This is a genomic window from Desulfovibrio cuneatus DSM 11391, from assembly GCF_000430005.1.
In the GTDB taxonomy this organism is placed as follows: Bacteria; Desulfobacterota; Desulfovibrionia; order Desulfovibrionales; family Desulfovibrionaceae; genus Frigididesulfovibrio; species Frigididesulfovibrio cuneatus.
The window spans coordinates 57225-76079 of the sequence record NZ_AUCY01000011.1; the positions used below are offsets into that span (position 1 = coordinate 57225).

General features: G+C 52.8%; 17 protein-coding genes and 1 tRNA gene. 5 read left to right on the forward strand and 13 right to left on the reverse strand.

Annotated elements, in window-relative coordinates:
* The first annotated feature begins 230 nt into the window (after nucleotides 1-230).
* On the forward strand, nucleotides 231-842 hold the full coding sequence (locus G497_RS0101810) for a GntR family transcriptional regulator (RefSeq protein ID WP_281171037.1): 612 nt from the start codon (nucleotides 231-233) through the stop codon (nucleotides 840-842).
* 169 nt (nucleotides 843-1011) lie between these two features.
* Here G497_RS0101810 and G497_RS0101815 read toward each other — a convergent pair.
* The 7 genes from G497_RS0101815 to G497_RS0101850 form a co-directional block, all read right to left on the reverse strand.
* A tRNA-Sec gene (locus G497_RS0101815) sits at nucleotides 1012-1105 on the reverse strand.
* A gap of 826 nt (nucleotides 1106-1931) precedes the next feature.
* Nucleotides 1932-2303: a cupin domain-containing protein gene (locus tag G497_RS16215; RefSeq protein WP_051257732.1), complete on the reverse strand. Its 372-nt coding sequence runs from the start codon at nucleotides 2301-2303 to the stop codon at nucleotides 1932-1934.
* Between the two features lie 210 nt (nucleotides 2304-2513).
* The gene (locus tag G497_RS0101830) at nucleotides 2514-2906 is read right to left on the reverse strand and encodes a phosphoethanolamine transferase domain-containing protein (protein ID WP_169726954.1); all 393 of its coding nucleotides are present in this window, start codon (nucleotides 2904-2906) and stop codon (nucleotides 2514-2516) included.
* 110 nt (nucleotides 2907-3016) lie between these two features.
* Complete coding sequence (locus tag G497_RS0101835) at nucleotides 3017-4075, reverse strand: NAD(P)-dependent alcohol dehydrogenase (RefSeq protein ID WP_027186869.1); 1059 nt, start codon at nucleotides 4073-4075, stop codon at nucleotides 3017-3019.
* A gap of 289 nt (nucleotides 4076-4364) precedes the next feature.
* Complete coding sequence (locus tag G497_RS0101840; RefSeq protein ID WP_084515900.1) at nucleotides 4365-5516, reverse strand: glycosyltransferase family 9 protein; 1152 nt, start codon at nucleotides 5514-5516, stop codon at nucleotides 4365-4367.
* A gap of 517 nt (nucleotides 5517-6033) precedes the next feature.
* The gene (locus G497_RS0101845) at nucleotides 6034-7119 is read right to left on the reverse strand and encodes a hypothetical protein (RefSeq protein WP_027186871.1); all 1086 of its coding nucleotides are present in this window, start codon (nucleotides 7117-7119) and stop codon (nucleotides 6034-6036) included.
* A 152-nt stretch (nucleotides 7120-7271) separates the two neighbouring features.
* Nucleotides 7272-7718, reverse strand: a complete 447-nt coding sequence (locus tag G497_RS0101850; RefSeq protein ID WP_027186872.1) for a hypothetical protein — start codon at nucleotides 7716-7718, stop codon at nucleotides 7272-7274.
* A gap of 266 nt (nucleotides 7719-7984) precedes the next feature.
* Here G497_RS0101850 and G497_RS0101855 point away from each other — a divergent pair, with 266 nt between their 5' ends.
* From G497_RS0101855 to G497_RS0101870, 4 genes are all read left to right on the forward strand, one after another.
* Nucleotides 7985-8269, forward strand: a complete 285-nt coding sequence (locus G497_RS0101855; protein WP_027186873.1) for a hypothetical protein — start codon at nucleotides 7985-7987, stop codon at nucleotides 8267-8269.
* A 168-nt stretch (nucleotides 8270-8437) separates the two neighbouring features.
* On the forward strand, nucleotides 8438-9046 hold the full coding sequence (locus G497_RS16220; RefSeq protein WP_051257733.1) for a D-glycero-alpha-D-manno-heptose-1,7-bisphosphate 7-phosphatase: 609 nt from the start codon (nucleotides 8438-8440) through the stop codon (nucleotides 9044-9046).
* Nucleotides 9043-10122, forward strand: coding sequence for a glycosyltransferase family 9 protein (locus tag G497_RS0101865; RefSeq protein ID WP_051257734.1), 1080 nt, complete (start codon nucleotides 9043-9045; stop codon nucleotides 10120-10122). The genes G497_RS16220 and G497_RS0101865 overlap by 4 nt, the downstream gene beginning before the upstream one ends.
* Nucleotides 10123-10354: 232 nt before the next feature.
* Complete coding sequence (locus G497_RS0101870; RefSeq protein WP_027186875.1) at nucleotides 10355-10807, forward strand: hypothetical protein; 453 nt, start codon at nucleotides 10355-10357, stop codon at nucleotides 10805-10807.
* Between the two features lie 77 nt (nucleotides 10808-10884).
* Here G497_RS0101870 and G497_RS0101875 read toward each other — a convergent pair whose 3' ends face one another.
* From G497_RS0101875 to G497_RS0101900, 6 genes are all read right to left on the reverse strand, one after another.
* Complete coding sequence (locus G497_RS0101875) at nucleotides 10885-12372, reverse strand: RHS repeat domain-containing protein (RefSeq protein ID WP_027186876.1); 1488 nt, start codon at nucleotides 12370-12372, stop codon at nucleotides 10885-10887.
* 810 nt (nucleotides 12373-13182) lie between these two features.
* On the reverse strand, nucleotides 13183-13713 hold the full coding sequence (locus G497_RS0101880) for a hypothetical protein (RefSeq protein WP_027186877.1): 531 nt from the start codon (nucleotides 13711-13713) through the stop codon (nucleotides 13183-13185).
* Nucleotides 13710-14027, reverse strand: a complete 318-nt coding sequence (locus G497_RS0101885) for a glucosaminidase domain-containing protein (RefSeq protein ID WP_027186878.1) — start codon at nucleotides 14025-14027, stop codon at nucleotides 13710-13712. The genes G497_RS0101880 and G497_RS0101885 overlap by 4 nt, the downstream gene beginning before the upstream one ends.
* On the reverse strand, nucleotides 14024-15475 hold the full coding sequence (locus G497_RS0101890) for an RHS repeat domain-containing protein (protein WP_027186879.1): 1452 nt from the start codon (nucleotides 15473-15475) through the stop codon (nucleotides 14024-14026). The genes G497_RS0101885 and G497_RS0101890 overlap by 4 nt, the downstream gene beginning before the upstream one ends.
* A 1123-nt stretch (nucleotides 15476-16598) precedes the next feature.
* Nucleotides 16599-18215, reverse strand: coding sequence for an ammonia-forming cytochrome c nitrite reductase subunit c552 (locus G497_RS0101895; protein ID WP_027186880.1), 1617 nt, complete (start codon nucleotides 18213-18215; stop codon nucleotides 16599-16601).
* Nucleotides 18208-18678 carry a NapC/NirT family cytochrome c gene (locus tag G497_RS0101900; protein WP_027186881.1) on the reverse strand — a complete coding sequence of 157 codons (471 nt, stop codon included), beginning with the start codon at nucleotides 18676-18678 and terminating at the stop codon, nucleotides 18208-18210. The genes G497_RS0101895 and G497_RS0101900 overlap by 8 nt, the downstream gene beginning before the upstream one ends.
* Between the last annotated feature and the right edge of the window lie 177 nt (nucleotides 18679-18855).

Sequence of the window (18855 nt, forward strand, 5' to 3'; positions counted from 1 at the left end):
TTAACGTCTTGCTGGTAACGAAGGCTTGTTGGTGAAAAGCTAGCACATGGTTTTTTCACGGTCAAGATTTCATGAAATATTTCACAATATATTTCATGAAATCTATGAAATGGAATAGAGTATGTTGCAAAATCCCATTGACCCCCCATGACTTTGCTGCTTATAACATACTCATGCATACTCAAAATAACCCAGAATACCATGCCCCTAAGTCACTTATTGCTTATGAAATGATATGCAAAATGATTTTAAGTGGCGCAGCCCTTCCTGGAACCCGGCTTATTCTCGTTGAACTTGAACAAAAATTAGGCATGGGCCGGGGGCCCATACGTGATGCTTTGTTGCTTTTGGATAAGTCAGGGCTTGTGCAAAACATTCCCTACAAAGGGGCAGTGGTAATGATGCCCCCTGGCTACAGGGAAATGGTGCTTATTTACGAACAGCGCTGTCATCTTGAAATTGCCCTTGCGGTGGAAGCAATGCGCCTGTCCAGCCCGGAAGATATTCATTCCCTTGCAGCCAAAGCGAAGGAAATGGAACTGCTTCCGCAAGAAAAAGGCTATTTTTTTCATATGGACAGGGAATTTCACCACCAGTTGTATCAGCTTTCACGCATGCCGCATCTTGTGTCCATTGTGGAACATCTTATGGATTTTGTGCAGGTATTCCTTACATTGCGGGCCTATTCTGTGACACACAAAGAGCTTTTCAATCAGCAACATGAAGCCATAATTCAAGCCCTTTGGCAAAAAGACGAAGCGCTACTGAGAACAACATTAGAGAATAATATTATGGTAGGGCTTGAGGCAGTGCGCGAAGAGTTGCAACGCTTTTCCCGTTAAGGTGGTTTAGGTATACGGCGTTTTTTCTGGCGGGAAAGGGGGTTCTGGGCGGTGTGCTTGATGTACTCATTCCCGAAAGGAATTATGAATGGCTGATACTTGATATGAGCAGTAAATGAACAGCCCCGCAACGTCTTTTGGACATTGCGGGGCTTTTTTGTACGGTAGGTGGCGGAAGCGTATAGGAGTCGAACCTACAATGGACATCACTGCCCACCACTGGTTTTGAAGACCAGGCGCCACACCGGTGACGAAACGCTTCCATGGCTGGAAGATTTAGCATGTGAGGTATGCCTTGGCAAGCACAAGGTTATGCATCTTTCCATGTGGGCCTGAAGTGGTGCCCGTTGATTTTGTTTTTTTGGGGGGGACGGTATAAATGGGTGTTAGGGCAGGTTCAGGCAGGCGGTATTCCGTTTTAGCGAAAATCTTCGAAAATCGTATTCGAGAAAAAAGGGGGGGGGATGGAAAAAAAAATGGTTTGGTGAACAGGAGTAACTGTTTGTTGCATATGGATAATTTTATCTGTTTGCTCTCTTTTCTGTGTTCATGGGGGGGTGGGGAAGGCGTAAAATGAAATAGTGGGCTTGTTGTACAGTGTGTATGCTGCTATAGTTATGAACACTAATGCCTACAAATGTGGTTATGTCTGTTTTTTGGGGGCATGGCTGCATGGGGAATCGCTTTTTATTAAAAGGCAATGGGCAACAGTTTTATGAGTGTTCATAAAGGATAAGTAAGATGTTTGTACCTAGAACTGGTAGCATACGTACGGCTGGGAACCGCCCCTGCTCTTGTTTACTTTTTTTCTTATCCTTTCGCTTGCCGTGCCATTGTCCCTGGCAGGCAGTGCCACTAGTGCAGCACTATGCGTATTGGTAATTGCGCGGAAATTACGTTGTGCTGATGGTGGTATGAACTGAGGGGAGCCCAACAACTTTAGTGCCAACGCAGGAGTTGGGTTCCCTTCTCTTCTAAAGTATGTACCATTTGGAGTAGTCGCTTAACGGTGCGTAACGCGCGCTTGGCCCTTACGTCTTTTGCCTTAATCTACCCAACAGTAAAAACGCATTTTGTGTATCCTTTGTGTTATGGCAAGGGGGGCACTGGCATTTCCGCGCACCTGCTGTGCAGCCCCTGCCCATGCACGGCCAGCCAAATGCACGGGGTGCTTGTGGTGGCTACACGGTGTTTGCAATGGGCAGGCAACAGCACGTGCATGCCCTGCACAAGGTGCACAGTGCTGCCGTTGGCATATTCCAGTGTGGCTTCGCCTTGCAGCACCATCACCCATTCATCCTTGTCCTGGTCATACCATTCCCCTGGGGGGGTGGTGTGCCCATGGGAAATAATGCGCTCTACCAGCAGTCCATGGGGCCCTTGTACAATGGGTTCAAAAATTTCCTGGTCTGTGCTCTGTTGTGCCAAGAGGGATGGGGGAATATGAAACAGGGTGTGCATAATGGGTGGCCGTGGTTCAGGAATGAGGTTGCGGGGGGAGTGACTGTTTCTGCGTGGCCTCTGCTTCTGTGTGGCGGCAGACCTGGAACAGGTTCTGGTGTGAAAAGCTGTCCGTGGTGGCATGTTGCTTCAGGCAGTCATAATCTCTGTGGCCGTATTTTTTCATGGAATCTGACTTCATTGAGTGAAAAGTTGCCAGCCCGACCAGCTTCACCCACCACCAGCACAAATACCGTGGGCATAGTGAGTTCTTCTGTTTTTTGCGTCTTCCCCAACATGGACAAAACCAAGGGGAACGGCAAATTTCTTCATTGTGTACCGAATGGAGGAATACACATAGTTGCCCACGGTAATAAGGGCTTTGGCTTTGGCATGGTTTCTGCCAAATGCCACAACTTCTTTATGGTTCAGGGCACCAAGGCTTGCCACTAGCAACAGGCCCAAAAGGCAGACCAGCAGCCGAAAGCGCACTTCCTGCCACAGCGGGCGGTAGTGAATGGGCGTGCAGGCCAGCAGTACCGCAGGCAAAACCCCTGTGCACAGCACCCAGCAAAAAAGAGGGCATGTGCATAACGCGCATACCCACCTCCAAGCACAAGCCAAGATACGTTCTGTGACAGTCTGACGTTATTACGCAGAGTGGGGCGGGTGCATTTTAGGGCGTTTAGTGGTTCCACAGCTAAAATGCACCCGGCATCGTGCAGGTGTATACGTTAAATCAATACAATGGGTTTAATAACATCGGCAGATTTGGCGTGCATCATTTCAAGGGCTTCGTCAATTTTATCCAGGCCCTTGAAGGTGTGGCTTACCATAAGGGCAGGGTCCAGGCGTTTTTCCATAACCAGTTCTGCCATGCGTTCCATACGCACCCGGCCACCGGGGGTAAGGCCACCCTGGATGTTTTTATGTCCCATGCCGCAAGCCCAGCCCAAGCGAGGAATGGGCAAGGTTGCACCTTCGCCATAGTAGTTGACGTTGCCAATACTGCCCCCGGCTTTAACCATGTCTACGGCCTGTCCTAATACAGTGCCAGGTCCGCCTGCCACAATAACATGGTCCACGCCTTTGCCATTGGTTGCGTCAAGAATCTGCGTGACAATATCGCCATTTTTGTAGTTGATAATGGTTGTGGCCCCGTATTTCATGGCCAAATCGCAGCAATTTTTGCGGCTTCCCACAGCCATAATGCGCCCGGCTCCGCGCAGGCGTGCCCCAGCCACTGCCATAAGACCTACCGGGCCAATGCCAATAACGGCAACACTGGCACCGAGTTGGATGTTGGCCAGTTCAGCACCATGCAGGCCAGTGGTGACCATGTCTGGCAACATAATAGCCTGCTCCAGGGTCATACCTGCGGGTATTTTTGCCAGGTTCATGTCTGCATCGTTCACATGAAAAAATTCAGCAAAAACGCCATCTTTGATGTTGGAAAATTTCCAGCCGCTCAGGGCACCTTCCGAATGGCAGGCAGGAACGCCTTCTTGAATGGCAACGGAGCGCCAGTTGGGGGTAATGGCAGGAACAATAACTTTATCCCCAGGTTTAAAGTCTTTTACCTCACAACCAACTTCTACAATTTCGCCCACTGCTTCGTGCCCCAGAATCATGTCTTTACGTTCCCCCAACGCGCCTTCATACACGGTGTGAATATCTGAAGTGCAGGGGGCAAGGGCCAGGGGACGGAGGATGGCATCAAAGGGGCCAGCCACTGGCTTCTCTTTTTCAATCCATCCCGTTTGTCCAATTTTGAGCATAGCAAATCCGCGCATAATGAACTCCTTGTTATAGTTTGACCTGCTAAATGAATACAATATATTTATTTATGACTATGGCGTTATTGGGATAATGTCAACGGACAAGGAATAATATCAGCAAAATTTTTTGCGTACAGAGTCGATGGTATCGGTTATGCGAGCAGGACAGCAGTAAAGCAGGGGAGTGCCTGGTTTGGATAACTTGGGAAAACGTAAAAAGTCCGAGGAAGTGTAATTTAAGAAAGTATGTATGATCTATGCGCCGCTTCATGGGCGGGGTGAATCAAGGGCAGCTTGTTTTTTGCTATCCAGCTACAACAAACTGGTGCATGTATTCCACCACCTGGGGCAGCACTTGCTGGGGCAGCAGGGTGTTCAGGCAGGCAATGCCAATGGGGCACGTGTTTTGGTCGCATGGTTGGCAGGGCAGGCCAAGGCGCATGTCCATGTGCTCCGGGGAAGGGAAGGTCCATTCCGTGCCTGTGGCCCCAAGCAATGTCATGGTGGGCACCCCAAGGGCCACAGCCATGTGCCGCGGGGCGGAACAGTTGCCAAGGTGGGCTGCGGCAAATGTCATGCAGGCTGCCATGGCCCGCAAGGAAAGCATGGCAGAAGGCACCACTATCTGCTTTTTGCACTGGCACAAGGCCCGCAGGGCGTGTACTTCTTCCTCTTCCCCTGGGCCATAAGGCAGCAGAAAGTGGCAACCGGGAAACTGGGCCACCATGCCATCCATAAGTTGTGCATAATGGGCAGCAGGCCAGCGCCGCGTTTCCCTGCGGTGGGTGGCATCTATCGTAATGAAAAAGGGCTGGTTCGGGGCTATGCGCGCGGGAAGGGGGCCAGTGGCTTGTTCCCGCCCTGGAAAAGGGGTGCAGGGCAGGCCGTATTCTGCAAGCATGGCCGCAGCAGTGTGGCGTTCATCCTCTGTAAGAAACAGGCGGGGGCGTTCCCCTTGCCATTCCAGGCCAAGACCACGCAAAATACCTGCTTTTTGCCCGGCGCTGTAGCCTTCTCCTTCCTCATACCAGTGGGTATACAGCGGGCGGGTGTACCATGGGGGCGGAAAGCTTAGGCGGATGGCAGCGCGGGAAAAGCCCACTACCCAACGGCAGCGGGGAAGCTGCTGAAAGTCGATAACCATATCAAACCCGCTGGCTGCCACACTGCGGTAAAATGCTATTTCATGCCACAAGGTGGTGAGCTTTTTTTTGTCTACCCCCCACAACGTGTGCAGGTATGGGTTGCCTTGCAGTACGGGCAGGCACTTTTTTTCTGTAAAATAATGCAGTTCCGCTTCAGGAAAACGGCGGTGCAGCATTTCCACCGCAGGGGTGGAAAGCAATACGTCGCCAATTTGGCGCAACTGGCATAGCAAAATTCGCCGGGGTGGGTGCTGGAGCAAGGCAGGGGGCACGGGGCGTGCAGCAATATGGGCAGGAGCAGAATGGTTCATGATGGCAGGCAGGGTTAAGGGGCGGTACGTTTGAATAGGATAGTACTGGAACCGGAACGATGCGTAAGCGCAAACAGTACCGGGGGTTGTACCGTGAAGCCCGGGGAAAGGCAATGAACTTCCGCTCCTGCGGCGGGAAAGATGCTCCGGCGGCATAGCCGCCTACGCCCCGCCTTGTTGCTCGACTTGCTCCGCTTGGGCTTCGTTAAGATGAACAGTCAGCAAAGCTGTCTGTTCCCTCCGCCCTCGCTCCACGGCTCGCTACGCTCGCGACTGCCGTCGGCTTTAGGGAAGGCTCATAGGTTCACAGAAAAACAGAGAAACAAACCATGGAATGGGAGGAAGTGCTGGATTTTTTCGTTTGGCAAGGCGCAAGCTTTTTGAGAAGGTAGGAAACGCTCAGTTTTTTCGTTTGGCAAGGCGCAAGTTTTTTTCAAGAGGGGGGTGGGCTCTTTGGCCCTGCCCCCTCTTGAAAAAAACGTAGCAACGCCGCCAAAAGAAAAAAATGAGTGTTTCCTCAGGCGGAGCGCCAAATAGAGGCCGTATACCGCGCCACATCTACAACGTCGCGTAGCCGTGGGTAATTATCCAGCCAGCGCGCGGGCGGGGCATATTCCACCGTGGGCACACCGTGCAACAACCGGGAACGCACAGCTTGTGCCATGTTAGTACGCCCAAGGCGTTCCAGCCCTGTGCAAAGCATTTCCAAACTTTCCTGGGGTTTTGGGGTAAACTGGCAGGCCCGTGCCACAAGCCTGTTGAACAGTTGGGGGCCTCCATGGCCTTCCACCTGTTGCTGGTGGCGGGCGGCTTCCAAAAAGCTGCGGGCCGCTTCCGTTGGGTTGCCTTCTTCCAGGTAGCTCACAGCTTCATGGGAAAATACGTTGCCTTGCAATAGCCGCTGGGGCAAGTTGGCGGCCACGTTTTCTGCCATGGCGGTGTCCCCTGCCCGCAGGGCAGAAGTGTAGGCCCGCAGCAGGGCGCGTTCCATACCCTTGGGGTCGTTGTGCATGCGGCATGTTTTTGCAAGGCCAAGCAGGGCAGGCACGTAGCCGGGGGTGCGGGCCAGGGCAAGTTCAAATTTATGGGCGGCTGCATCCACTTCGCCGCGTTGCAGCAGCTTCATGGCTTCCACATGCATGTCGGCTACGGTCATGGGCTTGCGTAGGGAACGCACGGCAGGCTTTGGCTGGGGCAGCAATGCCGGGCAGGAAGAACCTTTGCTTTGGCTTGCTGCCAGCAGGGCATCGCAGAGCGCTTCAAGGGTATAGGGGCGCTCCAGCATGGGAATGCCCGCGGCCTGCAAATGAGCCACAGTTTTGGGGCGGGAAGGAAAAACAAGTACCGGGGGGCGTGTACCCCTTTCCAGGTACAGGGCAGCCAGGGCATACCCAAGGGAGGTGTCGCCTGCATGCTCGTCGCACAAAATCAGGTCTGGCTGCGGCTTACTTGAGTCAGCCAAATGGGCCAGCAGCAAGTGCAATGTGCCCAGCACGGCAATGGGTGCCGTGCTAAGGCGGCGCAGGGCGGTAAGTTCTGTGCGTACAGCCCCTTCACCCCTGGCAAGAAACAACAGGCTGGGTAAACGCGGTATGGGGGGCATAATTCCTCCGTAAAATATAGGCGCACAGAGAAAAGGTGCGCAACAACTTTCAGTGCAGAATCAAAGAAGATGCTTACTGAAAGGGAGATTCTTTGGGTAGGGCAGAGACCCCCAATACTGCCATAGAGTCTGGCAGTATTGGGGGTGCCCCCTTACCCTTTGGCAAAAGGAATTACTTTAGCCCGGTCTCGGTGTGGGCTAGGCATGCCAGCAACTTCCTGCATGGCGCCGTGGGTAAAGCCAGCTTCCACCGCTGTGGCGGTTTGTGTGGCAAAGCTTGTGCGGCAACTTGGGCAATAGCGTTCATGCCATTCACCGGAAAGCCGCATAAGGGAACCTTCCGTGTTATAGCAATGCGCGCAGAATGGCCCTTGCTTGATGCTGCCAGTGACAAGCCAGTAAAAAGTGCCATCAAAAAACAGGTTGCGCTCCAGGTACAGAATGTCTTCATATTCCTGAAGTTGCATTTTAAGGGTTGTGTTTTCATCGCAAATTGCCACATAGCGCCGTTGCAGCTCCATGAGCTGAGCCCGCGCCTCCTGTTCAAGGCCCTTCATGAACAAGTCAAAAACGGTCTTGAATTTGTAATATTCAAGCATAGCTCTCTCTCCATGAGTGCATCATAGCCGCCTTCCTTGGCGGCCTTACTAGTGTATTTCGGCATAAATACAGGAATCTTTAGCGTTAGTGTTGCATTCATGAAATACTCAGGGGAAAAGAAGGCACCATTGGCCCGGAGCCTGATTGTATAATGCTTTGCGCTTTCTCCGTTTTCAGGGTAAGCCCCTAGTACAGCCATGCTGTACCACGCTATGCGCCTGTATTTTGGGAGCAAAGGCGTTTACTTTATTTAAGGGGGTGTGCCATGAGCGCCACAATTGAAGAACTTACCGTGAATTATGAAGAAGATGGCATTGAAGTAGTGAAAGAACTGGATAAGGCCGTGCTTAGCAAAGGGGCCTGGGCAACAGTTGTGTACCGCTACCAGCAGTGGGAAAAAGCAAAAGAAGCCTACAGCGAAGACAAATACGTTATTCGCCGTTACCAAAAGGTGGATGGCATGTACCGGGTAAAGTCCAAGTTCAATATTTCCAGCAAAGATCAGGCCACCAAGCTGGTGGAAATTCTTTCTGGCTGGCTGCAAGGTTAGAGCAATTCCACGTTGCAATTGCTCGGTGGACGCAACGCATACACCCGCTGAGCGTTTCATTTTGTTATGTTATAACAGGTTATTACATTGGAATGCCAATGTGCTGCATGGTCATTTGATGTATATTTTCAAAGTTAAACTGCTCTAAGGGAACGACAGGAAGGCCGCATGCCGCGTATTGTTTCGTTGCTTTTAGACCGTGACGGCACGGTGATTGAAGACAGGCACTACCTGAAAGACCCGCAAGGCGTTGCCGTGCTGCCCCATGTGGCACAGGCGCTTGCCGCCCTGCAAGCCACAGGGGTGCGGCTTTTTTTGGTGAGCAACCAGTCTGGCGTGGGCCGTGGGTATTTTACTGCGGCAGACGTGCTGGCCTGCAACCAGGCCCTGGCGGCGCAACTTGACCCCAGCGGGGTGCAGTTTGCTGATTCCGTGTTCTGCCCCCATGCGCCGGAACAGGACTGCACCTGCCGTAAGCCTAGTTCTGGCATGTGGGAAACCCTGCAAGCCCGCCATGGCCTTACCCCTGCCACCACTGTAATGGTGGGCGACAAGCCCGAAGACATGGCCTTTGCTGCCAATGCAGGCCTTGCCGGGCGTTTTTTGGTGGCAACGGGCAAAGGCCAAGCCACCATTGAGCGGTTTGGCCTGCAAGAGCAGTTGCAGCAGCACTCCTTTATTGCCCAGCCTGCCGCGCCAGAGTTGCCCCAGTATATTCTGGAAGACTTTTCCGCGCTGCCCCAAGCCATTGCCCTGCTGGAGGCCTTGCCTGCATGAGTTCTTGCTCCGTAGCCTCTTTTGCAACGCCCCCGGCCCGTATTGGGGTGTGGAACACCGCCTTTCTGGGGGATGCCGTTCTTACCCTGCCCCTTATTCAAAGCCTTGCTCTTGCCTTTCCCCAGGCCAGCATTGATTTTTACGTGCGCGGCGGGCTGGCTTCCCTGTTTACAGGGCACCCGGCCTTGCGCCACGTTATTGCCTACGACAAACGCGGTTCTGCACGGGGTGGGGCAGGGGTTGTTGCCATGTGCCAGCAGGTGGCTGCACAGCACTACGATTTGTGGATAAGCCCGCACACCAGCCTGCGCAGCAGTGCCGTGGCCCTTGCCAGCCGCGCCCCTGTGCGGGTGGGCTATGCGGAAGCCACGCTTTCCCGCCTGTGCTACACCCACAGGGTAGGGCGCGGGTTTGGGCAGAAGCATGAAGTGGAGCGATTGCTGGCGCTTTTAGAGCCGCTGGGTGTGCCCCCTGCTTCTGTCTGGCCGGAGTTGCCCATTTCCCCTGCTGCCAGGGCAGAAGCTGAAGCATGGTTTGCCGCTGTGCCGGGGCCGATTTTGGGCATGCACCCCGGCTCCACTTGGCCCACCAAGTGCTGGCCTGTGGAGTATTTTGCAGAGCTTGCCTGCACGGCCTTGGAGGCGGGAGCTTCTGTGGTGCTGTTTGCCGGGAATGATGAAACGGATAAGACTAATGCCATTGAAGCGGCTGTGCGCCAGCGCATGGCGGAAGCCGCAGGACGGTGCTTTAACCTTGGGGGCAAGCTTGGCCTTGGGGTTTTGGGGGCGTATATTGGGCAGGTTTCGGCCTATGTGACCAATGATTCCGGCCCCATGCACCTGGCGTGGCCCCAGCGGGTGCCGGTGGTGGCGCTGTTTGGGCCTACGGATGCCAGCTTGGGGTTTGCCCCCAAGGGGGAGAGTGCGGTGGTTATGGGTGTGGAACTGCCGTGCAGGCCGTGTGGGCTGCATGGGGCAAAGGTGTGCCCGCAGGGGCACCATGGCTGCATGCGGCAGTTGTCCCCAGGGCTTGTGTGGGAGAGTGTGCAGGCGGCGCTGCTTGCTGGAGTGAAGTAGGTTTTTTTCTACCCCCATTGCCACCGTCCTGACCTTCAGGTATCATCATATATACGTTAATTTACTGCCCTGCATCGCTTACACACCGGGAGCCGTATGCGCCGCGAAGCATTCTCTTACAGCGTTTCCATTACTCCACTTGTTTTTTTGCTCTTCTTGTGTGCTGCATGCCGTTCGCCATTTTAGTCTAACATAACAAGCTCGTTATGAATAAATAAATGCAGGCAAAAACATGAGAAAATATATTCGCATAACATTGTCACTTTTATGGGGAATACCCACCCCCTTCATACTAACCCGTAAAGAGTTCATTAGAAGAGCGCTGTATCTTTTTTTACTCCGCCTGCCTATAAGCAATGGCCTGGCAGATTTATATGCCTTACTTGCCAATGTAGACATTGAGGCGGATTTTCATAGCAATACATTATTAGTTGTCATCATGAGCTTACTGTCTTTTTTTCTTATACCTTACTTCACAATATTCAACTGCCGGGTGCGAGGTGCAGGTTTTCGCTTGTGCTACACCATTACTTTTTGTATGGGGTGTACCCTTTTATTTATTACGTATCATCTCCCATCTCAGTCAGGATTTTTGGGACACCTTTCTCAATTTATACTCCTCTTTATTCCCTATGCGATTTTGGCCCTGTTCAAAGATAAAGAACTTGCCCCTCTTAAAGAATAGAGTTGCACGGTAGCAACCATGCCGTTGCTGCTGTGCAACCCTTTTATCTTAATTTTACTTTAGGACGCAACACGCGGTCATTTCTTATTTCTTTTATTCATTCGTTCTGGATACCCTTCATCAGGAAAATATCGTTTCCACATGCCGTTGGGATCTTGGTATCTATCCCCGTATTTTTTCCATAACTCATCTGCTTGTTCATTGTAGTCTTCAAGTTGTTGTCTGTCTTTTTTGGTTGCATTCCCTGCTTTGATTTTTTCTTCAAGAATACGAGAATTTTCTAAAACATGCGTAATGGCATGGTCTTCAGAGACTGAATCCGGGAAAAAAGGATCAGCTAGTGCGCCTCCTATCCGCTTTCCAATAAACTTTTCAATCCAAGGTAAGGTTGCCAACCCCTGCGGGTCAACACAACTCACGGGGTCATCCACACAGTAGTCGTACAAATCAGCATCGCCGCGCAGGTCGCGGGCAGGGTCTTGGGCGGTGAAGCGTCCGGTTTGCGGGTCATAGTCGCGGTAGCCGAAGCGCACGAAGCCCGTGTGTTCATCCACCAGCCCGCCTGCAAAGCCGAGGGGAAAGGACAATTCCGGGAAGGAGTCACGCAGGACGTTGCCAAAGCTGTCGTAGGTGATTTCCTTCACCATGCGTCCGTCTTCCGTGCTTAAGGTGCGGATGCTGCCCACCTGGTCGGCCCCGATGTGCAGAAAAAGGCTGTCCGTAGCCTCTTGTGCTTGGAACATTGGTGAATAATAATCCAGATTACCGCGTTGAAAACGCTCCTTAATGAAGGCCGCCCCGGTGCCGCTGATGTATACTCCCGTGGGGACACGTTGCCCCTTGTACTGGAATGTGTAGCGGGTGTCCTGCATTACGTCGTAATATTCGTGCAATTGCAGTTGTTCGTGCCAGCGGTATTCCCCTACCAGCTGCCCTGACACGTGAATGCGCTCCGGCAGCTGGTTTTGCCCATATTCGTAGCGAACCTCAAACCCGGAAGGCAGGGTGACGTTATCCAGCCGGGTGTCGTCACCATAGCTGAAATAGGTGTTTTTGCCGTTTTCCTGCTTGCCGCGCAGAGTGCCAGAGGCGGTGTAGTAAAAGCGGGTGGCGTTTACTTCCACCAGTTGCCCCTCGTCATTGTAGGTGAATCTGCGCTGCCCGCCCCGGTGGCGCAAGGCCTCGGGCACGCGGTCGACAATGCGCTGGCCTTGGGCGTTGTAGGTATATTCCTCCGTTACCGCGCCGTTGCAACGCACCGTGGCAAGGTGCCCTATCGTATCATAAGTATACTCCCATCGGGTGCTTTCGTTAGGGGTATGTTCTTCCTTGTCCTCTATCTTGCCAAGGTGGTTTGTAGTGCAACGCATGCGGAAAACGCTGGCACCATATCCTGCCTGCGGTGAACCAAACAACGACTGGCGCGGGGTAGTGCCTTGCCAACCTGCCGCTTGGGGGGGCATGAGGCCGGATGCCCCGGAAAGAAAGGTGCCGGAACTGCTGGCATTACCGTTGTTGCCAAACACAATTTCACGTAAAAATTCTTCGGTACCCATGGGGTGCATATTCTGCCTCCTGCCATAAATGGAAAACGATTACGCCGCAGTATTCACAACGAATACGCGGCAGTTGGTTTCCCCATAGCAGAAGGAAAAAAGTGTAGTAAGGCTTGGTTGTACGCTTATGACATACGGGAGAAGGGCGGGTGGAATAGCTGAGAGAGGGTGCGTGGAATAGCTGAGAGGAGGCGTGTACCGTACAAAACTACTCGCTATCTTTCCTAATGATGGTGGCGTGAATCTTCACTAAAGCCGACGGCAGTCGCGAGCGTAGCGAGCCGTGGAGCGAGGGCAGAGGGCGCGGGCAGCTTTGCTGCCTGTGCATCTCCACGAAGCCCGAGAGGAGAAGGTCGCGTCTTCGCCGCACCTTACAGGTAATTCTCCGCGTCACCCCCCACCCTACGTGCGCTTTGCTGCGCCCGACCACTCATGCGGAGTGCGGAACATTTTTGGGCCGCTTTCCGTTGCCGAGGCAATTACCTTGTGTGGCAAGGCTGTTGAGCCTCGCCTATCCACTCTCTCCACCTCACCCATGCCCAGCACGGTGCCCTCCCGCGCGAATATATTTGTGCAGCGCCACGAGCGCAGCGAGTTAGCGGAACAAATCTACCTGAGCGCGGACAGCGAGCCTAAACGGGGTCTTGGGGCAGAGCCCCAAGTGTGTGGGGGTGTCGGGGGGCCGCACAAGGGCCCCTCCGACCCAAGCGGAGCGGCAAACAAAACAAAAAACCACAAGCGGTTGCGGCGTCACGCCGCACAATCGATACGACTGCTGGCAGGAATTGTTATTTTCCCTTTACCACGATTTCTCCTCTATTATTCCTCAGGGGGAGGAACATACAATTCTGGCTCTGTTTCCGGGATAATCTTGAACGTTTTAAGAATTTGCTCGTAGAGCTTTATATGTTTTGGTTGGCCCGTGTAAGAATAGTGCGCGTAATATATCATACTCATGATCTCTTCAGGATGTCGTGCCATTGCCCGAAGGGCATCAGGGCACACGTAGTAAAACGAGAACATGCCCGCAACAGGGACTTTCTGGCAAGGTGCCACTTCTTGCAAAAAAACCACATCATCGGCAAAATCGTTGGGGACGCTGTCATCAAGCATAGAGCGCCCTTCACCAATAACATTAATTTGTTCTTTTTTTAGGAATAAAACTATGCCGTGGTTGGGCCCGGCTGAATCCCGATCTCCACGGATAACACGTTTAATATTAATTGTATCATACTCAAACGAGTAGCAAAATGGAAAATTTTCATATACCTCCGTCTTCTTTTTTGCTTGGGCTGTATTTACCATTCCCAAGAGGCACACTATGGAAAGCACAACAGAAAATATTTTCATTTTGGTTTCCTTTTTATAATGGTCTTGTATTGATTACGAAGTTTTTCGTCGTATTTTGCATCTTCAGAATTATAGGCGTTGGGGCCATTGTGGCGCAAACCATGAATGAAAGCTTCCATGTTTTTACTGTCGCGTACCCGTTCTCCAAAGTTTTTTACCCAGTATTCAACGCTTTTTCCGAGAGAAGAATAGGACAGATTACGTTTGCCAGCGTTGGTCACACCAAAAAGATTGTTTAGTCCAAAATTATGGTCATTAAGCCAACTACTTTCGTGAGAAGCAAGTGCCATCAAGTAATCAGGGTCAATATTCAAATGATCAGCAGCCTCTTTGAGCATGTCGGCCAGCAAATAAAAGCGAGCAACTTTATCGTCGACAGGCATTTTATCAACAATCTGCCCTTTTGTTGCACGCTGTAAGGCTTCACGAATATTATAGGAATAGGGGGTGCTTGTGAAGCTTTTACCTGGAGTTGTTTCAGAAGGCGCTTGTAATTTTCCTCTAGCATTTTGCCCATGTGGAGCACCAAAGGGGTGCGAAATACCTTTATGCGAAGCCCACCAGAGCTTGCTTCGGCCTCTGTAAATTCCAACCCCTGCGGGTCAATGCAACTCACGGGGTCATCCACGCAGTAGTCGTACAAATCAGCATCGCCGCGCAAGTCGCGGGCAGGGTCTTGGGCGGTGAAGCGTCCGGTTTGCGGGTCATAATCGCGGTAGCCGAAGCGGATAAAGCCTGTATGTTCATCCACCAGCCCGCCCGCAAAGCCAAGGGGGAACGACAATTCCGGGAAGGAATCGTGGAGCACATTGCCAAAGCTGTCGTAGGTGATTTCCTTCACCATGCGTCCGTCTTCTGTGCTCAGGGCGCGGATGCTGCCCACCTGGTCGGCCCCGATGTGCAGAAAAAGGCTGTCCGTAGCCCCTTGTGCTTGGAACATTGGTGAATAATAATCCAGATTACCGCGTTGAAAGCGCTCCTTAATGAAGGCCGCCCCCGTGCCACTGATATGTACCCCGGTGGGCAGTCGTTGGCCCTTGTACTGGAATGTGTAGCGCGTGTCTTGCATAACATCGTAATACTCGTGCAATTGCAGTTGTCCGTGCCAGCGGTATTCTCCCACCAGCCGCCCCGATACGTGAATGCGCTCCGGCAGCAGGCTTTGCCCATATTCATAGCGCACCTCAAACCCGGAAGGCAGGGTGACGCTGTCCAGCCGAGTGTCGTCGCCGTAGCTGAAATAGGTGTTTTTGCCGTTTTCCTGCCTGCCGCGCAACGAGCCTGAAGCAGTGTACAAATAGCGGGTGGCGTTCACCTCTACCAATTGTCCTTCGTCATTGTAGGTGAACTGCCGCTGCCCGCCCCGGTGCCGTAAGGTATCGGGCACGCGGTCTGCAATGCGCTGACCTTGGGCGTTGTAGGTATATTCCTCCGTTACCGCGCCGTTGCAACGCACCGTGGCAAGGTGCCCGCCCGCGTCATAGGTATACTCCCAGCGGGTACTTTCATTGGGGGTGTGTTCTTCCTTGGCTTCTATCTTGCCATGCTGGTTGGTGGTGCAGCGCATGCGGAAGACGCTGACACCGGAACCTGCCTGCGGTGAATCAAGTAACGACCGACGCGGGGCATTGCCTTGCCAACCTGCCGCTTGGGGGGGCATGGGGCCGGATGCCCCGGAAAGAAGGGTGCCGGAACTGCTGGCATTACCGTTGTTGCCAAACACAATTTCACGTAAAAATTCTTCGGTACCCATGGGGTGCATATTCTGCCTCCTGCCATAAATGGAAAACGATTACGCCGCAGTAGTCCCAACGAATACGCGGCAGTTGTTTTCCCCATAGCAGAAGGAGGCGAGTGTGGTAAGGCTTGGTTGTACGCTTATGACATACGGGAGAGGGGCGGGTGGAATAGCTGAGAGAGGGTGCGTGGAATAGCTGAGAGGAGGCGTGTACCGTACAAAACTACTCGCTATCTTTCCTAATGATGGTGGCGTGAATCTTCACTAAAGCCGACGGCAATCGCGAGCGTAGCGAGCCGTGGAGCGAGGGCAGAGGGCGCGGGCAGCTTTGCTGCCTGTGCATCTCCACGAAGCCCGAGAGGAGAAGGTCGCGTCTTCGCCGCACCTTACAGGTAATTCTTCGCGTCACCCCCACCCTCCGTGCGCTTTGCTGCGCCCGCCTACTCATGGGAAGTGCGGTACACTTTTTCACCGCTTCCCGCCTGTGAGGCAATTACCTTGCTTGGCAAGGCTGTTGAGCCTCGCCTACCCACTCCCTCCACCTCACCCTCGCTTGGCACGGTGGTTTCCCGCGCGAATATATTTGTGTAGCGCCACGAGCGCAGCGAGTTAGCGGAACAAATCTACCTGAGCGCGGACAGCGAGTCTAAACGGGGTCTTGGGGCAGAGCCCCTAGTGTGTGGGGGTGTCGGGGGGCCGCACAAGGGCCCCTCCGACCCAAGCGGAGCGGCAAACAAAACAAAAAACAACAGGCTGTTGCGGCGGTAGGCCGCACAAAATGACTAAATACCTAAAAATACTGGATCCCTGCCTTTGCAGGGATGGCGGTGCCGGGGCTGGTGCGGCGGCACGCCGCACAATCTCGCTCTCTCCCCCTCTATTCCTTCTCCCCCCTTTCCCCCATCCCCTTCTCCAAACAAAAAGCCGCCCCCCAATGCGGGGGCGGCTCTCTGTCTTTACTGTATTCTGCTGAAGCGTAAAACCTGTGAAGTTATGAGCAAAGTTGCTTTTGGAAACGCTCAGTTGTTTCGTTTGGAAAGGCACGAGCGTTTCTTGAAGCAGGAGTGGACTCTTCCGTCCTCGACTGCTTCAAGAAACGTGAAGTAACGCAGCCAAATGGAATAAATCAGCGTTTCCTCAGCAACCCTTACTTCGCACTCACGTTAGCAGGCACCGCCGGGGCATCCCCCTTGGGCAAACGTTCCTGCAAGTGCCACACACGCTCTGCCTTTGGCAGGGGTGTCAGGTACTTTGTCCATATATGCTTCTGGAGGTTTTCCGGCTCCATCTGCATTTTGCGCGTCCATTCAAGAATGGGGGGCACAAGGGTGTGAATGTCGCCTTCCAGGGTTTTACCAATGCCAAAGTTGGTGGCTGCCATGGCAGCGTTCACGGCATTTTGGCTGTACTGTTGCGACTTCGCCAGGGTATCCAGAGCTTTCACAGGGTTGTGGAAGCCAACGCTGTTTTCAGCGGAAACGTAATCCCAGAAGAACTGGCCTTTACGTACCCACTCACGGGCTTCTGCCATGAGCTGGTCGTAGTTGGCGGCTTTTTCCCCAGTCCATTCAGAAGCCTGACGCACCGCTTCATGAGCCTTCACGGAAAGGTCCTGTGCGGTCATAAGCTGATCGTAGGTCTTTTTCTGGGTGGCTTCCACGCGGCCACGCAGGTAGGCCGGGGTTTTATCGGCGTGGCAGTTGCCGCAGGTGTCACGAATCATTTCATCGTTACGCAGCGGGGAAGTCCACAGGTGGCTGGATATCTTCTTTTTGCCATCCACGCGCTTGTAGGGCATGTGGCAGTCTGCACAGCTTACGCCAGCCGCACCGTGGGGGCCGTCGCCCCAGGTTTCAAACTCTGGGTGCTGGGCTTTAAGCATGCGGGTTTTGGAAACAGGGTGAGTCCAGTCTGCAAAACTGTCGAACCCGCCCTGGGCGTTTTTGGGGCCTTTATCCATGTAGTATTCATACATGTCGTCAGGGTTTTTACCATTGGCCCAGGGGAACTTGGGCTTCTTGTTGGGGCCGTGGTCTTTTTCCATGAAATAGTATTCCACGTGGCACTGGCCGCACACATAGCCGCGCATTTCGTTGCGTGTTGCCTTGGTCCAGTCAATGCCTTGTTCTGCCAGGGCTTCCTTCAGCGGAATGCTGGTAATGACCAGTTCCATTGTTTTAGGATCGTGGCAGTTGGCACAGCCAATGGTTTGGTCTTTCATGCTGATTTTGTCAGTGGTACGAAAATCATGAAAGTTCATGCTCCAGAATTTGTCGTCGCCGTATTCGGCAACCCATTCTGGAATTTTTGGGGTTTTACAGTTCCAGCAGGTGGCAGGCAAGCCAGCGCTTTCACTGTAGTTGTTAATACGGTCAATTTCCAGAATGTCTTGAATACCGTAAGTGTGCCCGCGTGCTTCGTTGTATTCAAAGCTGAAGGGGTAGCCCAGCCACAGGTTTTTCAGGTAAGGCTGCGCAGCCTGTTTGAAGCCCTTGGGCAGTGGGTTCACGTTGTCGTTTTTACGAAACGGAATGGAGCCCTTGAAGCGGGTCATGGTTTTTTCGTCAGACTGGTTGTTCATCTGGTACGATTCAAAGTGCAACGGAAACTCTTTGCCAAAGGCAGAGTTGCGCGTTTCATTGGCAGCAAGGCCAGTTTTGTAGGTGGGGGTAACGGGCGGCTTGATTTCTGAACGGCTTGCGGCGGCAAAAAGCAGCACGCCTACGCCACACAGCCCGGCGAAAAGAAGTATGCGCTTATTCATCAGCAGCCATCCTTTTTGCTAGAGGGGTTCGTGTTTTGTGCGGCACAGACCGGTGGCAGTCTACGCAGTAGGGTTTGCTATCCATAGCCACTTTTGAAACCGTTACACCGTGGCAGCGAATGCAGTTTTCCTGCACAACGTCTTTGGTGTTGGGGTTGGCGTGGATAACGTCAGCAACTCGTTGGAAGCTGTTGTGAAAAATGTCGCGTGTTCCGGCTTCGGCCTTGAACACAAGTTTTTGTGCGAGAGAGGCAGGTGCGTGGCATTCGTTACAGGCAAGCTTGGCATGAATGCTTTGCGAGTGCGTCCAGGCAGCTTCAGACATAACGTGGCAGCTTCCGCAGAACTCCGCCTGGTCTGTGGTTTTCATGCCAAAAGCGGCAAAGCCCACAACCAAGGCCCCCACAAGCACGCTGGTGGCTACAAGCCATCGTGTGTTTTTTGGTGTGGTGTCTTGCTTCATAGTTTCTCCAAAGGTGCAAGAAAGTGTTGGAAATGATAAAATACGGTTCTCCACCTCCTTTGTTCTCTATTTCATTATCACAACTACAACAATGAACTAGGGTGTTCGTAGTAGGGATATGAGCCTAAAAACGACCTTTAATACAATACGTTTATGGTTGTATTTATTTGTGCTGGT